Consider the following 16,762-nt stretch of genomic DNA (forward strand, 5'->3'; position numbering starts at 1 on the left):
TGTATTAGAAAGAGCTATACCTTGGGGGTGCTAATACCAACTCTATCATTATTTCCAATATCGCTTTCCGCTACTGTCAAAATGATAGACCTGCCGCACCACCCCCAAACCCCCTCACGGCAAGATTTATTTTTCTGATATCGTGACTATGAAGAAGGAAGAAATCTTCCCCTAATATTAGGGAGAATATCTTCCTTTCAACTTTCTACAATATTTTACGATAATGTTCACTAACCGTGTAATCAGTGAAGGCGCCTTGTTCGATAAGCATAAATAACCAATATCTTCTACCTGACTTATGAGATACTTTCTCGAATAGCAAAATGTTATTTTTCTTCAATTCAGCTAGAATAACTTTTTTTCTATCTTCCTTCCAGTTGTCTTTAAACCACTGATATAGAGGCTTCCCACCAATAGCCTTGGCATTAAGTTCAATATTCTTTTTGCCCACCATGAGTTTTACCATTTCAGCTATCTTCTTTGCACACGCTTTTTTGAATCTAAGCTCGTTATGGAGTTGGTGCATATTAACTCGTTCATCCAGCAATTCAAATTCTTTTTGCAATCTTTCTAGCCATTCTGTCCTGCTAGAGTACATTACAATATTCACTTCTTCAGTCGAATTAATATTACGAATAGATGTCCTGTGAATGATTTGAGACAGCAAAGCCAATACATCTTCTTCGTATATTTTCTGGATACGCTCATCATTAAACCAGTTGCCTCTATTCCGATCCTCATTCATGGATAAATCAATATCAACACCATACATGGCTACAGCTATTTCCCGATAATGTCTCGGCGGTCGAATAGGGATACCGAACAGAGCCATCGCGTTAAAGATGAAGAAATCATTATTACCAACTACGTTGAAGAGATGTTTCCTCTTATCATCATCTAATTTCTGCTGTATTGTAAAAAATCGCTTCAACTGCTCATCTGTTATTACACCTTCAGCATGATAAAATGCAATATCACCCTGCTTGGGCAACGCGATCATTTGAAAACTCGGATTTTTTTCTTGTAATCGTTTTTGAATCTCCAAGAAGTCTCCAGCTATCGCTTCCTTCACTTCTTGTAGCTCATCATAGGATAACCTTGAAGAAGTGTTAATATTTTTCCATCTGATGTTCAAACGCTCAGAATACCGATGAAAATTTCTAATTGGTATGAGTTCAAATCCAGAACGTTCATAGATGCTTTTGCTGATATGAGATGTCCCATCAAGAATCAGCAAACTGGTGTTTAAACTGCCATAGTCCAACCACTCTGAACAAATTATTGCTTGTTTATTCGTTCGTTCCATACATCCAATATGATCATTCTGATACATATTCTTAAACCATTTATACCTTCTCATATCCTCAAGATTACCTTTTGCATCGTCCAGTTTAGCGAGGACTGAATTAAAAAAGACTTCTCTCTCCGAACCCTCAATAAATCGATTTAATCGTAAGGTTGAATTGGAGGTTATATTATCCTTTAGTTCGCAGTTAATAACCTCACTTAAGATGTCTCGAGCATTCTTAAAGTCTTTATTGTTTATATTGACGGTATCAGCCAAGTTTTCAAACCAATCGAACGAATTATCCTTACTACCAATATCCCAAACATTACTGTCGTAACAGATAGGCATTTCATCTATTATAATGAGCCGCTTCCACTTTGGTATTTTTTCATTAGTCACTTTACTTTTTATCCGGTCAATTTGTTGAGGTTTATAGTACAGATAGTTACCTATACTTCCAGCATCCAACATTAAATCCCTCAGCCTCTGTTGAGGGATACATAATATCTGATAGTTCCTCATCGTGTCCATCAAATTGTCGACCGTTTCGGAAGTGATGTATGTGATGGCATCTGGAATATCATATTTCTTCGCAAACTCAAACACGTCCTTATATACATTGTTTTTCATGGTGTCATTGTTATTGAATACGAGCAATAATGGATACTTTTCCGTAGACGAGTTTTTCTTCAATAAATTTTTGCACAACACGTTTAAAGCTGTGCTTTTCCCTGTACCAGGGGCAGAATTAACGACCCACGATAAATATGGATCTTCATTTTCTACATCTACTCCATTGGATTTTATTTGAAATCCCCGATTTATAAAATTTATTAATGCCTGATATGTAGCCATAAACGCCTCTTCATGAAGGCTTTTCATATGCGAATCCGAAATATAAGTTTCAAGATCGCTCAATTGATTCACTACCACGGACTCACTCCTTAAATTTGTGTATTCTTAATCCCTTCTAATGCCTGTTGAAACTTATCATTGATTTCATACAACCAAAACTTCTGATGCTTATCGACAGTCAAAGCGCGAGTAATATAGCGGATTTTCTTATCCTGCAACTTCCGCATCATTCGACCGTCATAACAATAGAAATAATTCATGGATTCACCTTCTTATTTGTCTTAGATTAACACCGAACACAACAGGTGCCACCTAAGCGCGAACGTTAGTAAGCGCCTAATATGGCAAATAGAAATAAGCTTTAATTAATATTGACAACCGCTTTAAAACTTGATTTGTGTACTTCACAAATGTCGGCAAATTCAATGTCTGCACCATCAAAATCCAGTAGGGATAATCTATCATCCCGATTAATCACACAATCTCTTGTTACACAGCATTTGAAATTGCCATTGTTATCAACAATATTGACGAACTGCTTGTTCACGATTTGAATATTAAACTTCTTTCCAGCAACGTCATTGACAACGGATTGCGTTTCTTCTACACTTTTTTTCAATGTGCTAAATCCCAACAGGTAATCCTTCAATGGCTTTCTTGTGCTGCGACCATCGAGTTGGGCAAAAGTCTGGCTTGTCTCCACTACGGTTTCTCTTACCGCTTCAAACCAGATGTAATATTGCCCCATAATCTCGAACGGCTTATATTCTCCATCCGACGCGTTGAGCTTAAATGTTAGATCCGCAATCGATGCAATTCCTTCTTTTACAGAGAACGTATCATTCTCAACATTTCGATTCGTCAGCCAATCTACTCTCTTGACTTCTTTCTTCACAACATTCTCATGCTTCTTCAAATTTTCCAACAGTCCATCCACGAACAGCCATGCAAAGCCATAGGTTCGATGGTTGTGATAGGCAAGCTCCACCGCAACACTAGCTAATATTGATGGATAGGGACAAATGGCTGTACACTTTGCCATATAGTCTTCCCTCAATTTTCTGTACTCCGCGCTGATCGCTTTTCGTATATCATTGTCGCGTTCCCATTTTTTCAATTCATTGAATCTCTTACGCTTAAAGTCGATTCCCCCCTTCCTCTTGTTGTATTCCGTATAGATGGGTTCAATTATTTCTATATACTTCATAAATTGAACCTGGCTCACCTTATCGAAGTCCTGCAATAACTGCTTCGTACTTTCAATACCTAAGACCGATGCATCGAGCTTGCCATTTTTCATTTTGAAATTATTCGTAATGTACTTCTCTGCTTCAACGCAAAATTGATTAAACGGCGTTTTCGTTGAACGCTGATACTCATCGGCTGTACCGCCATTTATGAAGCGAAAATAATAAGGCAGCTTAGAAGCAAATCGATCTAAAACACAAGGAATTTCTACATCCATCCCATTTTTGGTAGCATCAATTATGCTCCCCTGCAGAAATTTGAGACATGCATTCTCTAATACTCTCGCTTGTAGGCTCCCTTCCTCCAATGCAAGATTCTGAAAAAAACTATTAACGTTCGTACACCTGCCTGTTAAATTGTGAAGGCTTTTTAATTCCAAGCGCACAATACTATCGATTGTATTTGGCACAGGATCAGCCGTTTTCTTATCATCTTCATTAATAATGGTCGGTGCATCAAGTACAGCCGCAAGGATGGTGGGATCTTTCGTACAAAGCGCAGTATCCCCATCGACATCAGCTAAACCAAGCCTTGCGAGAATTAAATCTTTGCAGTTTAACACGATGACATTATCCAAATGATGCATATAGGGATTACGCACTTTTACAAATTCCAGCTTGGCAACTTCATTAAATATTGTCAGCGGCGAACGAAACAGTGCGTGAGTTTCAACTTTACGACTCATACATGCCTGATTCCGTTTGAGTAAACCCTTAACAGACTTACCCGAAGCATGTTCCATAAAAGCAATCGGGTCATTTGTCATATAATAGTAACTACCGCGAATAGGAATACGTCCTCTTTGCATATCTGCAACCTTTAACAGCGCCTGCTTTACAATAAACCTACGCACGTTACCGTCATAAATCATGTGAGCGTTAAGATCAATGGCATGTATGATCTCACTAGCAAATTGCTTTATATCATCCTTTTCATTTTGACTCTCAACAGGTGTTTCTTCTTCCTCATCATGTTCATTCTCGCCTTTCGTATCATCATCTTGAACGAGCATATTGAGGAAAGCCTTAGTATAGCTAATGTCACGCAGCCATTTACCTGTCGAATCGTCTTTGTTTCCGTATAACACTCGTTTAATGACATTCAGCATAGGTCTACTGAGATCATAAAGATTCGCTAAGGTTAAATCGAGTGCATGAATATACTGATACGTAAATGGCGTGTAGGGATTTAATTGATAAGATGGCTTGGCAAAATTGGCAACCCAAAACGAATGGTGATGGTGTTTAGTCAGTAATCGCTCGTACTCGGATATATTTTCAAACAGACAGTTAGGCTTTTCTTTTCCTTCAACGTAGCTATGCCACGCCTTAAAGCAAGACTTCGTAAGAATTAAATCAATGGCTCTTCCATCTTTATCTTTGATTGGCTGAAGTTCATTGAACACATCGACAATGCCAGACACTTCGTTTTCCTCGAACCATTTTAGAATATCGAAGCGAATAAAGTTCCCTTTTATATAAGGTAATCGACCTTGCACCGCATTTGGCGAATAGGATATCCCGAGATGCTGTCCAATCCTTTCAGCAAACTGAAAGCTCATTAAGCCTTGTCCATCGAAGAATTGAACGTTTTTATTTTTATACTGTGAATGTACCTCACGTTTCATTCCAATGGATTCCTCAGTAATCTCTATGATCGGAATCTCCTCTGTCTGCTCGATAGCATAGCATGGGCGTAACTCACCGTTGAATTCAGCCGAGCGTAATGGGAACCCGATTTGATCGAGCCTCACTCTACGATTCTCTTTATCCCAGCCACTGAATGTTTTGTGTTCAGACTGATCAGGTGCAGTAATCTCTTCGCCTCTTACAATAACCTTTTTATTCGGCAATCTTGGTAACACAGCCAGACTTGTTGCTGAAGGAATCAAATCTTTCTTAGCTTTAAAATATTCACGTTGATTCTTCTTTTCTGCTAAGATCATTTCTTGCTGAACTGAATCACCGATACAACGGATGACTTTCCATACATCCTCGATGATTTCTTCCTTTTCGTAATCAGGAATGACAACAATTCGTGGAATATAGGGAATAGCTAGTGCTGAAGAACGGCTGACACCAAGTGCTGCCTCCCATTTGTTAATGTTAGTAAGATTAGGGAATTTACCTAAAGCCACTCGCTTAAATACATTTTCGTAATATTTCTCTTTGATGAATTCAGTACGCTGAGTTCTACCCATCGCAGGAGATTTGATGGAACGAACATACTTTTCACCCTTATAGGTAATGCCTTCACGAAGCACACGTTCGATCAAAGCGAGTTGGACTGGATCATCTTCGTCGATATTGTTCGCTTTAAGCATAAATACGGAATCAATAAAATCAGCGAAAGGATCGTGTGCTGCAACCACTTGTTGGAGTTGATTAAGATAGATGCTATTGGAAACGGTAATGGTTCGATCTATATTTTCTGGAACAATCAATTGAGAAAAACATTCGGATATCTCATGAAAGTGAAAGAGTTTAATCTTGTGTTGGTTTCGCTTTTGGCTGTTGTTCAATGAGTAACCTCCAATTTCAAAAATAAAAAATATGAAATGACTATTAAATTTCATTCGTTGATTACAGGAATTTATCTACCCCTAATAGCATCACCCTTCAAAAACCCTTATAAAACAAGGCTTCAACGCTAATTCATGCTTTCCGTCTATCCAATTCATAAATACAAAAAATAAAAAAGTGAGTATAATTTGCTTGTGTTCTGACACGAATCGTGATAAATTATAAAAGTGAAATATGCAAATTGATTATCTACTTTTGCAGAATCTACAATTTTATGTCGCAGTCCTCCGGAATACAAGATTAAAATAGGTGCAACAAAGACACCTCCTTAAATGGGAATAGGGAAATAGATGTGCACTATTTTTAGGCACACAAATTGAATTTATCACAGGAGGGACCTATATTTCAATAGGTTTATTTTTGTTTAATAGAGTTTTTACAAATCTAGACAAAGTAAAGAACCGAGGGCGATTAGGAACTCGGTTCTTTTTTGGTTGTGAGTATTAAAGATGAGAAATAGTATATGTGAAGCCTTCCTGCTGCAAATCATCCTCCAAATTCTTTAAGTCCTGTTCAGTACCATGACCGTCTTCTTGTACAATTAACAAGCATTGTTTGTCAGTTAGCACATCCAGTTCTTCATGCTCAATTAGTTTCCCAAGACTCCCCTTCTGATACACTGGATTTTCGGGATTCAGATTGAGCAACCATTCCTCATCCTTTCTCCAAATCGGACACGGCTCAAATACAAGCATATAGGATAAATTTCGAAAAATCGATTTGAATACGATTGTAAATGTCATATCTAATTCTCCCTCGATTTCAATTGAATCTTGCTTATTCCTTCTCAATTACACTGCTTTAATAGTCTCCCCTATAAATCCAACCATTCAACATATCTCGTAACGTGATACCTTTTTCCATTTTATCATTTCTCATGTTTACATATAGCTTGTAAGTTATTTAAATATGCCTTCCCAGTCGGATGGCTCACCTTTGTCAATTTTTTTAATTAATGAAACAAATTCTCCTTTAATATTTTTCGCAATTGTACTTGCTTTAGCCTCTCCTGTTCCTCGCTCATAATATCGTTCATCACATAATTCGTTGAGTTTTTCCATGATATAATGTATTTCCGCTGAGTACCTCTTAAGTTCCCCCATAGTGACACCTCCATATTATTTAAATATCAGTTTTTCAATTGATTTAACGATTTGACACCTTTACTCATCTTCTCAGCTCAGATGCCATTCGGAAATGTCCAATTACAAAAAATTCACTTTGAGAAGTGTCATAACACTACCAGAAGACCTATCTGCTCTTGAATATTCTTTCATTGAAATTGCTGAGCCTAACTTATTTCCTGTAATCCAGGTTTTAGGATCAATAGATGAGTACCCAGTCATTCGAAAATTTGAAATCAGACACTCATTGGCAGATGATTTGTTATGGATAGAAGCACCTAATTTCAAGAGATTTATCTTGCCAACAAGACTCTTTGACATTCCAAGATGAGTGATTACACCATGTTTAGAACCAATAACAGCATAATTTCCTAAATGAAAATCGAGTATTCGAAACACGGCTACAAGCTTGGAAACTATGAATTCGTTACTGATTGCTCTGATTGTATCAAAATCGAATGGTGCTGATATACATATAGGCTTAACCATTTGTTCAGGTAGAAGAAATTCTTTTGCAAATTGGTTCGCCTCTAGTTCAAGTGGCTTTCTAGTAGAATCTAACATATCGGTTCGGGAACATTCAAACTGTTGTCCTTTGTGATTTAAGCTAAAATGTCCAAGTTCATGGGCTTTAGTGAAATTAGTTCGTCCAGCATTCTTTATATCCGTATTAACAAGTATGAATGTCTTGCCTTCGGCACGAATTAAACTTCCCATATAATTTGTATCGCCGTAATCCATTTCATCGTAAATGATATTATTGTGTTCAAATATTTGATTTATGCTCAGGGCAGGTACATTTGTAATACTGAATTCACTCAGCAACTGTTGTGCTTTTTCAGCCGGTATCATTGCTGCGAATTACCGAGTAACTCCGTCACTCTATTTTTAATTTTAGCTTTTGTTTCTGAATTAATATCTCCGTCTGAACGAGCAGCAATCTCCCAATCTTCTATATCCGTAGTGCTAGCTATAGGAAAATTAACAACATTATCGTCCTTCCCAGTTGACCTAAATGCCTCTTGTAAAACCGCTTGCATTAAAAGTTCGCTTTCATGTTTAGATTGAGATATTTTTTTCTCCAGTTCATCACATAAAGCCATGAGTTCACTGACTTTTGTAACTATGCGTTTTTGTTCACTAATGGGTGGGAGCGGAATTATAAACTTCCTTACTTGGTTAACATTTAAATTCCCTTGTGACATTCCTAAACCGAAAGTATTTTCTAAAGCCTTTCCTACACCTTCGGGAGAATTAATCCAATGTAGTAAATATTGAGGTTCGATAAAGTTATATATTGGTTTTATAAGGGTAAGACTCACGTAGATCGCAAACTCTAATTCCTTATCTATTATCGCTGCTTCACCAATACCGGCGCCAACCCTGGTTAATAAAATATCGTTTTTTTCGGGTTTAGCATTTTGAGTTAGCTTTTTATAATCTTCCTCAGATATGAACCTATGATCTTCAGGCAAAAATTTATATGGTTTAACGTTCTTTGCAGATAAAAATATTTTCCCTTTTTCAACATAATCAGGTGTACTTGCTAATCCGCAAGTTATTACACTTGTTATTTCCTGAAATCTTACCCACTCCCATCCCTTCGGCAACTCGTATGGAATTTCATCCTCAGTAATTTCCAGCAATGGCTTTTCCTTCTTGATTTTCTTCTCTTTAATTAACTGTTCCTTTTCGGCTTTGATTTTCCCTAACAATATACTCGCCGGTTCATCATTCGGGTCTTGTGGCACAAGTTTGCCTTGAACGGTTTCTTGTAGAATGGATTGACGAAGACATTGAACATATTCAATAGCCTTATTAATTCTCTTGGATATTTCAAACTCAATATCTTGAATTATATTATATTTACTTATCATCGAATCCTGAAACTCCAAACTCGGAAGTGGAATATCAATATTAAATAGTTCTTGAGCGTGTATCCTTTTTGAGCCACTCCCTTTCGCAATGGATTCTAATTTTTTATAGTAATCGTTATTCATTAAATACATCAATAGCCAATCGGCACGACACTTATCATCAATGTCAAAAGAAGGAATGTCTGATGAAGATTGATACTCATCCAATTCTTCAGGTACTACTCCAAATGAACCCTTAAATAAATTCTGTTTCCCATAAATAAATTGTCCTTTTTTCCTAATGAAGTATCTGGTTGCACCAATCACATCATCCTTCTCTGGTCTCTTCTCAACTCCTTTACAGTTTAACCTTACTGTAATTCTTTTATTTGGATCGGGCGTATCAGCAACGATTTTAGATTCAAACAATATTTCCCCTAGCTTTACATATTCATATGACCTCATTATATCTTCTCCTATTATTTCCTTAATGTCCGTCTAATATTTTCAAGTAATTCATTTACTTCGCCTAACGTGCTACTAATTCCATCGACGACCTCAATTGATGAAGGAATAGTTTCAATCGTTTGTGAACTAGGATTATTAATATCCAAGTTATAATTTCGCTTTTTAATCTCTTCAATACTTACTTTCCAAGCATACTCATTCTCTATTCTATTGTTCCACCAACGCTTCTCCAAGTTAAACTCTTCCAATCGAATTGGCTTGGTCTTAGTATAATTCTTATACCCATCTGGTAGCGGATGCTCAAAGTACCAGATTTCCTCAGTTCGCTTCCCTTTTTCAAAAAACAACAAATTCGTGTTAATACCTGTATATGGAGCAAACACACCATTGGGCAATCGAACAACCGTATGCAAATTAAACTCTTCAAGTAGTTTTTCCTTAATCGCAGTCTTTACGCCTTCACCAAATAAGAAGCCATCCGGTAGTACAATCCCTGCACGTCCTCCATCTTTTAGCAAATACATTAATAAAACCATGAACAAATCTGCTGTTTCTTTTGTTCGAAATTTCTCTGGAAAGTTGGTTTCTATTCCGTCCTCTTCGATACCACCAAACGGAGGATTTGTGACAATCACATCCACTTGCTCAATTGGTTTATAATCTCTAACATTTCTAGTTAACGAATTGTCATGCCTGATATTTGGTGTATCGATATCATGCAAGATAAGATTTGTGATCGCAAGCATATGAGGCATGGGCTTCTTTTCAATCCCCATGATCGTTTCTTGAAGCACTTGATTATCTTCAACGTTCCTGATCTGCCCTGTCTTTTTAAAATGTTCAATTGTACTCGTCAAATACCCGCCTGTGCCACAAGCAAAATCTAATATTTTCTCACCTAGAATTGGGTTAACCATATCAACAACAAACTGTGTTACTGGACGTGGCGTATAGTATTCCCCTGCATTACCTGCATTTTGAAGGTCCTTGAGGATACTTTCATAGATATCATTAAAAGTATGACGATCTTCCTGTGCGGAAAAGTTTATCTCATTCAACTTATTGATCACTTGGCGCATCAATGTACCAGACTTCATATAGTTATAAGAATCTTCAAATACAGCTTTCACGATAAAAGCTTTCGGATCGCTATATTCATCAAGAACCATTTCTTTCAGCTCTTTAAACAGTCTATTATTAACGAAATCGAGTAACTCATCGCCTGTCATTCCCTCGTCATTTGCTGCCCAATCGCGCCAGCGCAAGCCTTCGGGAACAACCAGAGTATAATCGTCTCGCATTAACTCCCATTCTTCTTCCTTCGCATCGAACACCTTAAGAAATACCATCCATACTAATTGAGAAATACGCTGTGCATCGCCATCGACACCTGCATCTTTGCGCATCGTATCTTGAACTGATTTAATAACTGATGAAACTGACATGAATCATTCTCCTTCTGAGTATACCTATGCTGTATAAATCTCTTTTTGCAATTCTTTGATCACTGTTAAGTAACCAGGTTTCCCACCAAATCTCTTTACAATCTCAATGGGTGAACCGTAAGCTTGGAATTCAGGAATCTTCAACACTTCCAAATTTTCCAAATTAGCCAAGCCTTCATCAGCGTATTTATCCAACAACGCTTCTAAAACCACTCTTGCACTTTCACTATACTTGGCAAAATAATTCCGCTTCTTCACATTATTCGCCCGTTCTTGGCGAGTCAATGGAGGCATGTCAAATGCCACATGGCAGATTAGATCAAATGGGTCTAAGTCTTTTCCTACTTCATCCTGTAGCTCATCTAATAAAATACCTTGCGACTCCAACTCCTTCAAGATCGCTTCTTTCTTATCAGCTGCGTTCCATTTTTGCAGAAAATCGTTGAGCGAGTGATATTCATTCTTCATATTTTTCTTTGTATAATCAATCAACGATTCGTTTATCAGTTTACCATCTTTGTCGTAGTAGTACACCCGCTGATTCAATACTTTGACTTCTACATTGTTGACGTAATATTTAGCTGGTGGGTCATTATGTATGTCACTTCCCCCAGCAGTTGGGTCATCACCTATTCCATCTCCGTAGCCACCAGGTGTTTCCTCGTCACCATCATCCGTGTCAAGATCGTCTGGTTCATCATCTTCTGGAGGAATATCTCCTGTCGGTGTCATGACCACAACGGGGTCACCATCGAACTCCTTATCAGCAAATAACTTCGTTACATTTCTAAAGTCAATAATCGTAAAATACAATTTCCCATGATCTTCTCGAATTCTTGTACCACGGCCAATGATCTGCTTGAACTCGATCATGCTGCCAATATTAGAATCAAGAATTATCAATTGACATGTTTGAGCATCTACACCTGTACTCATTAATTTACTTGTGGTTACTAATACAGGATATGGGGAATTGGGATCAATGAAGTTGTCCAGTTCAGCTTTCCCTTCATCGTTATCGCCAGTAATTCGCATCACGTATTTCGAGTTTTTAGCGATCATATCACTATTTTCATTTACTAATGCTTGGCGTATGCGCTCAGCATGATCGATATCGACACAGAAAAATATAGCTTTGGCCATACGTGAATTATTGCTCTTCATATAATCTGAAACCATTTTCGCAACGGTATTCGCTCTTTGTTCAAGAATAAGTTTGCGGTCATAATCCTTAATGTTATATTCTCGGTCTTCAATCTCATGTCCGTATTTATCCTTCTGTCCTTTAGTAGGACGATAACCTTCAACATCTTTATCAAGTGTAACCCTTACGACCTTATATGGAGCAAGAAATCCATCGTCTATGCCTTGCTTCAAGGAATATGTATAAACAGGATCACCAAAATACGTTAGATTTGAAACTTCCTTTGATTCTTTTGGGGTAGCTGTTAAACCAATTTGTGTCGCACTATTAAAATAGCTTAGTATCTCTCTCCAAGAAGAGTCTTCCTTGGCACTCCCTCGATGGCACTCATCGATCACAATAAGATCGAAAAAGTCAGGAGAGAACTCTTTATATACATCCTGAAATTCCTCCGTACCTGTAATACCTTGATATAGAGCCAAATAAACCTCATGGGCTTTATCAATTTTCCGATTTTTAATTTTAATCATTTTATCTCCAAAAGGAGCAAAATCATTCGCCATTGTTTGGTCAACAAGAATATTGCGATCTGCTAGGAAAAGAATTCGTTTCTTCATTTTAGACTTCCAAAGACGATAGATGATTTGAAATGCAGTATAGGTTTTACCAGTACCCGTAGCCATAACAAGTAAAATACGATCTTGTCCTTTTGTAATAGCTTCAACAGTTCTGTTGATAGCAATTCGTTGGTAATACCTTGGGCTCTTAGAGCCTTGCGCAAAATAATAATCCTGGGTGATTGTTTCTTCAGCTTTTTGATCAATACCCTTAAATTGCTTATAGCGATTCCATAAATCTTCTGGCGAAGGAAATTGGCTTAGAGAGAGCTCCTGTTCTACCGTTCCTGATTGAGCGGTTCGATCATGCTCTAAGAAGCCATCACCGTTGGAAGAATAGACAAAAGGTATATCTAATATTTCCCCATAGTTTAGTCCTTGTTGCATGCCTGAACCGAGTGAATGCTTATTGTCTTTTGCTTCAATAATTGCTATGGGAATGTTTGTTTTATAATAAAGGATATAATCCGCTCGTTTTCTATCTCCACGCGAAACCATCTTTTTACGAACGATTACTCTGCCATCTGTAAAAGTAACTTCCTCACGTATTTGCTTTTGTAAATCCCATCCTGATTGGATAAGTGCTGGTGTTATGTATTTGGAGCATATATCGCGTTCTGACATGTCCTTTTTGTTCAATGGTAAGCCCTCCCTCATTGACGAACACTAATAAATAGTCCTTTAGACTTATTCCACAACCCAACTGGAAATTCCTTTATTCGACAGGTTTTTCCCATCATTATACACAACACCGATACTAACCTGTCAGCAAGTATATGTTCGTAGAAATCTAGAATTCCTATGATTGCACATCATTAGTATTGTATAATATAGGAAGATCATGAGGTTTCAAAACTCTAGTTTTAAATGAAATGGACAGAGGGGGATCTAAATGGATAGATTTATCTGCGATGCTATAAAAAATAAACAGATTATCACTTTTGAATATGAATTCGGAGTTAGAACAGTTGAACCTTTTCGTATTGGAGTATCAACTCAGAGAAATAAAGTACTTCGTGCATTTCAACTGAAAAATTCCAATAAAATATATGGAAAACAGGAATGGAGACTGTTTGATCTCTCGAAAATTGGAAAAATACAATTATCTTCAGATCATTTCAATGGGCTTAGATACGATTATGGACCTGAAGATAAAGCGATGACGAGACCATACATTTGTGAAGTAAATAGGTATTAATGATGAGGAACCTTTTTGTAACTTCCGCGTCTATTAATCATCACATTTAAAGGAGCCTTGAATAATGAGAATTACTTGCTTCTACGATCAATCTTGCGATATGGGCTACATCTATTTAAAACCTCCGGCAGTTAAGAAACAAGATACTGAAACAGAAAACGAACTTTTCAAACATATGAATCCTGATCAAATCAGCATCCCTTACCTTTCAGACCCAAACATTGCTCCACTTCTGAACCAAATGAGGGTTGCCGTGAACACTTTCGAAGCTGATTACGAGAAAGGTTACGATACAGAGTATGGCAACGATATGGATGAACAAGGATATATTACCGGAATCGAATTAAATCTTTATCATGAACGGTTTATTGATCTTGTGAAAAATCAAGCTTTTAAGGTAATCCGAACAGAGTGGAGAAACAGAGAATTCCATGTGATCACATTCGATCATACAGAGAATGTCTTTAAATCGGAGAATGTCATATACAAATTGACCAATGAGGAAGATGCGTTTGTTATTGTTCAGCTTGTAGAGCCGGAGAAGCTTGGATATCACTACACTAATATCGAGGACAGACATCCAATCGCATTGTTTAAGGCGTTGATTTCTGCAAGAGATGATATTTACCCATTGGAATATTTGCTAAAGCCGGAATTCGTGATGCAAAAAGATGAGATTATCTTTTAGAACGAATAGAATCGAAAATATTATACAATTCACTTTTTAAATAAATAGAAATTTGGTATGATTTTGGTAATGGAAGGATGATATTATGCCTAGTTTAAATTATGAAGCACCCGATCAAGCAGATCGGAAAAAGTGGAGAATGAAACGTTTCGAAAAAGAAATCGAGCTTAAGGAAATTGCTCTAATTGTTGGATGTACTTATAACCTCTTATCCATGTACGAAAGGGGAAAGTGTCCGATGGCTGCTGAGAAAATTGAGGTGTACAAAAAATTTATTGATGACTATGAGGAGCAATAGAAATCTACTCTCATTGGGCACAGAAATATGGCGATTTGCCCTAGCTACAATGGATAGAGACTAACTATATATTTAATTGATAATAAGCGGCCATCAATCGTACATTATGATTAACAAAGCATTGGTATGGAGTACAGACTCTCCTCCAATGCTCTTGTTAATTTAAACAGGCTTATTTGATTGTTTGCTTCTCAAAAGCGTCGAAATAAAGAACAGTTTATTATTAACTTACTCTAAAACCCTCCTTTATTCAAAATCCTTCTCTATCACCAATGCAACTGAACCCAGTGATCGCGCTGTTCCGGAGAACGGTGTCACACTTATAATTTTCCAGCCTTGTTCTAAGTATTCGTTAATTTTAGCCACTGTTTTTCCTTCGTTAGCGTCGTGTACAACAAGAAATTTTTGCATTAAATATTAGCTCCTTTATAATATGGAATCATTATTTATTTTAAGTGCCTATTGCTTCGCTAATCGCAAGATGATGAAGAACCACTATCAGAACTCGATGAATCGTAACTACTATCGCTGCTTGAAGATGAGCTTTCATAACTAAATGACGAATCGCTGGAGTTTAGTCGCGGAGCATCGTCATAATATTCATTTTGTTTTATAGAGCTAAGTGGACTCAAAGGGTTTAAAGGGTCTAGCAGTCGTTATTTGTCGACGATGAGCTAGTTTTAGTCTTTGAAGAAGACTAATTTATCTCGAATATGTGGAGTCCTTTTGCAAGAAAAATCACAGTAATAATTATTATTGAGAAACCAAGGAAAACTAATCCTTCTTTGATCCATTCTATATGTAATGCATGTTTTTTCAAGCGATAAAGTACCGAAACTATCTTTGCAAAATACCAAAGTGTTAATAATTCTACCCCTATCCACCCATTCTCAATATTTAACATAGCAATTATTAGGACTCCATACTCAAACACTTTATTACTCCAAACCCTTGATATCCTAGTTACTTCTTCTACTCTCTCGTCTTTTACTGTTTGCGAATTTGAAAAGACTCCTACAACCTTATCTTTCAAAGAAAGCTTACTCAATTTCATCTTCCTCCTCAGTGTCCTCTTCCTCAACTAAATAGAAGACATCATCTATTTTTTTGTTAAGCACTTTACAGAGAATAAAAGCTAATTTTGCTGAGGGGGCGTATTGTCCTGTCTCAATAGCTCCAATCGTTTGACGTGTGACACTCGCTAGTTCAGCTAATTGAGATTGTGATAAATTTCTTTCCGCTCGTGCTACTTTCAATTTGTTACAAAGTATATATTCCGACAATGTTATCCTCCTTCATGATTATTATCTATACAGTTAATGTAAAGCATACCTTTCAAATTGTAAAGTTTAAATTGCATAATGCTATTTATAAGTAGCATTTTTCCCATAAAAAAACCACCAGCTTATTTCAGTCTGATGGTTGTTCTATCCATATTCAATCCCGATATATCCTTACCACGCACTCCACATGGCTTGAGTAGCAGTCGCAGACATATTGATGTAGTGGTGTTTACCTTATAAAATGAGACCAACTTACAGCATTAAAACAACCTTCATCTATAAAAGCGCCTTGAACTCAACAAAACTACTTAGGGGTACTTTATGCCGTAACAGAAGCTGTTAATAACAATACTTCTATTTCATTCAGTTGTATAGCAATGTTTTTAAAAAAACGGTCACCGACGATAATTAGTCTGTAGTAAAGCATAAGAAAATCATACCTCGCGAAGAAGGCGAGGTTCAAGAATTATTACTTGTGCTACAAAAGGAATATATCCTTTGGCCAGTAACGGTACAACTCGCTCTTACCACAGGCCTCCGTCGCGGCGTACCGGTTAAACACCCTTATTGTGGACACTGCACCTCTTATTCGATGTCGATCGTAAAATTGCTTTAATTTTCTGCCATTTACTCTAAAATGAACGTTTCGAACTTGATCAGACTTTAAC

Annotated in this window: 15 protein-coding genes; 3 read left to right on the forward strand and 12 right to left on the reverse strand. The window is 37.1% G+C overall.

All coding sequences use genetic code 11. The features are described 5' to 3' along the window. Positions 1-205: 205 nt before the first annotated feature. The 9 genes from AC1TPC_RS22745 to hsdR form a co-directional block, all read right to left on the reverse strand. Positions 206-2,221 (reverse strand): hypothetical protein, encoded by a 2,016-nt coding sequence (locus AC1TPC_RS22745; RefSeq protein ID WP_482069080.1) that lies wholly within the window; start codon positions 2,219-2,221, stop codon positions 206-208. 11 nt (positions 2,222-2,232) lie between these two features. Further along, positions 2,233-2,403, reverse strand: a complete 171-nt coding sequence (locus AC1TPC_RS22750; protein WP_482069081.1) for a hypothetical protein — start codon at positions 2,401-2,403, stop codon at positions 2,233-2,235. Between the two features lie 101 nt (positions 2,404-2,504). Then, a complete protein-coding gene (locus AC1TPC_RS22755; protein ID WP_482069082.1) occupies positions 2,505-5,912 on the reverse strand; it encodes an RNA dependent RNA polymerase in 3,408 nt (1,135 codons plus the stop codon). A gap of 504 nt (positions 5,913-6,416) precedes the next feature. Further along, entirely contained in the window at positions 6,417-6,716 is a 300-nt protein-coding gene (locus AC1TPC_RS22760) for a hypothetical protein (protein WP_482069083.1), read from the reverse strand. 156 nt (positions 6,717-6,872) lie between these two features. Next, positions 6,873-7,076, reverse strand: coding sequence for a hypothetical protein (locus tag AC1TPC_RS22765; RefSeq protein ID WP_482069084.1), 204 nt, complete (start codon positions 7,074-7,076; stop codon positions 6,873-6,875). 102 nt (positions 7,077-7,178) lie between these two features. Then, on the reverse strand, positions 7,179-7,949 hold the full coding sequence (locus tag AC1TPC_RS22770; RefSeq protein ID WP_482069085.1) for an ImmA/IrrE family metallo-endopeptidase: 771 nt from the start codon (positions 7,947-7,949) through the stop codon (positions 7,179-7,181). Continuing rightward, a complete protein-coding gene (locus AC1TPC_RS22775) occupies positions 7,946-9,418 on the reverse strand; it encodes a restriction endonuclease subunit S (RefSeq protein ID WP_482069086.1) in 1,473 nt (490 codons plus the stop codon). The genes AC1TPC_RS22770 and AC1TPC_RS22775 overlap by 4 nt, the downstream gene beginning before the upstream one ends. A 14-nt stretch (positions 9,419-9,432) precedes the next feature. Continuing rightward, positions 9,433-10,866: a type I restriction-modification system subunit M gene (locus AC1TPC_RS22780; RefSeq protein WP_482069087.1), complete on the reverse strand. Its 1,434-nt coding sequence runs from the start codon at positions 10,864-10,866 to the stop codon at positions 9,433-9,435. 24 nt (positions 10,867-10,890) lie between these two features. Beyond that, positions 10,891-13,266, reverse strand: coding sequence for an EcoAI/FtnUII family type I restriction enzme subunit R (gene hsdR / locus AC1TPC_RS22785; RefSeq protein WP_482069088.1), 2,376 nt, complete (start codon positions 13,264-13,266; stop codon positions 10,891-10,893). A 253-nt stretch (positions 13,267-13,519) separates the two neighbouring features. Between hsdR and AC1TPC_RS22790 the strand changes: the two genes are divergently transcribed. From AC1TPC_RS22790 to AC1TPC_RS22800, 3 genes are all read left to right on the forward strand, one after another. Next, entirely contained in the window at positions 13,520-13,825 is a 306-nt protein-coding gene (locus tag AC1TPC_RS22790; RefSeq protein WP_482069089.1) for a hypothetical protein, read from the forward strand. Between the two features lie 64 nt (positions 13,826-13,889). Continuing rightward, positions 13,890-14,513 (forward strand): hypothetical protein, encoded by a 624-nt coding sequence (locus AC1TPC_RS22795; protein ID WP_482069090.1) that lies wholly within the window; start codon positions 13,890-13,892, stop codon positions 14,511-14,513. Positions 14,514-14,598: 85 nt separating this feature from the next. Continuing rightward, the gene (locus tag AC1TPC_RS22800) at positions 14,599-14,811 is read left to right on the forward strand and encodes an XRE family transcriptional regulator (RefSeq protein WP_482069091.1); all 213 of its coding nucleotides are present in this window, start codon (positions 14,599-14,601) and stop codon (positions 14,809-14,811) included. A 246-nt stretch (positions 14,812-15,057) separates the two neighbouring features. On the opposite strand, the gene AC1TPC_RS22805 is transcribed toward AC1TPC_RS22800, so the two are convergent. From AC1TPC_RS22805 to AC1TPC_RS22815, 3 genes are all read right to left on the reverse strand, one after another. Beyond that, entirely contained in the window at positions 15,058-15,222 is a 165-nt protein-coding gene (locus AC1TPC_RS22805) for a hypothetical protein (protein WP_482069092.1), read from the reverse strand. A 286-nt stretch (positions 15,223-15,508) separates the two neighbouring features. After that, on the reverse strand, positions 15,509-15,859 hold the full coding sequence (locus AC1TPC_RS22810) for a hypothetical protein (protein ID WP_482069093.1): 351 nt from the start codon (positions 15,857-15,859) through the stop codon (positions 15,509-15,511). After that, complete coding sequence (locus tag AC1TPC_RS22815; protein WP_482069094.1) at positions 15,852-16,094, reverse strand: helix-turn-helix transcriptional regulator; 243 nt, start codon at positions 16,092-16,094, stop codon at positions 15,852-15,854. The genes AC1TPC_RS22810 and AC1TPC_RS22815 overlap by 8 nt, the downstream gene beginning before the upstream one ends. Positions 16,095-16,762: the final 668 nt, after the last annotated feature.

This window comes from Paenibacillus sp. Y280, from assembly GCF_056786335.1.

Bases quoted from the DNA above. Each gene is read 5' to 3' on its own strand.
- AC1TPC_RS22765 (WP_482069084.1), bottom strand. From the start codon at position 7,076: ATGGGGGAACTTAAGAGGTACTCAGCGGAAATACATTATATCATGGAA.
- AC1TPC_RS22775 (WP_482069086.1), bottom strand. From the start codon at position 9,418: ATGAGGTCATATGAATATGTAAAGCTAGGGGAAATATTGTTTGAATCT.
- AC1TPC_RS22770 (WP_482069085.1), bottom strand. From the start codon at position 7,949: ATGATACCGGCTGAAAAAGCACAACAGTTGCTGAGTGAATTCAGTATT.
- AC1TPC_RS22760 (WP_482069083.1), bottom strand. From the start codon at position 6,716: ATGACATTTACAATCGTATTCAAATCGATTTTTCGAAATTTATCCTAT.
- AC1TPC_RS22750 (WP_482069081.1), bottom strand. From the start codon at position 2,403: ATGAATTATTTCTATTGTTATGACGGTCGAATGATGCGGAAGTTGCAG.
- AC1TPC_RS22790 (WP_482069089.1), top strand. From the start codon at position 13,520: ATGGATAGATTTATCTGCGATGCTATAAAAAATAAACAGATTATCACT.
- AC1TPC_RS22780 (WP_482069087.1), bottom strand. From the start codon at position 10,866: ATGTCAGTTTCATCAGTTATTAAATCAGTTCAAGATACGATGCGCAAA.
- AC1TPC_RS22800 (WP_482069091.1), top strand. From the start codon at position 14,599: ATGCCTAGTTTAAATTATGAAGCACCCGATCAAGCAGATCGGAAAAAG.
- AC1TPC_RS22805 (WP_482069092.1), bottom strand. From the start codon at position 15,222: ATGCAAAAATTTCTTGTTGTACACGACGCTAACGAAGGAAAAACAGTG.
- AC1TPC_RS22795 (WP_482069090.1), top strand. From the start codon at position 13,890: ATGAGAATTACTTGCTTCTACGATCAATCTTGCGATATGGGCTACATC.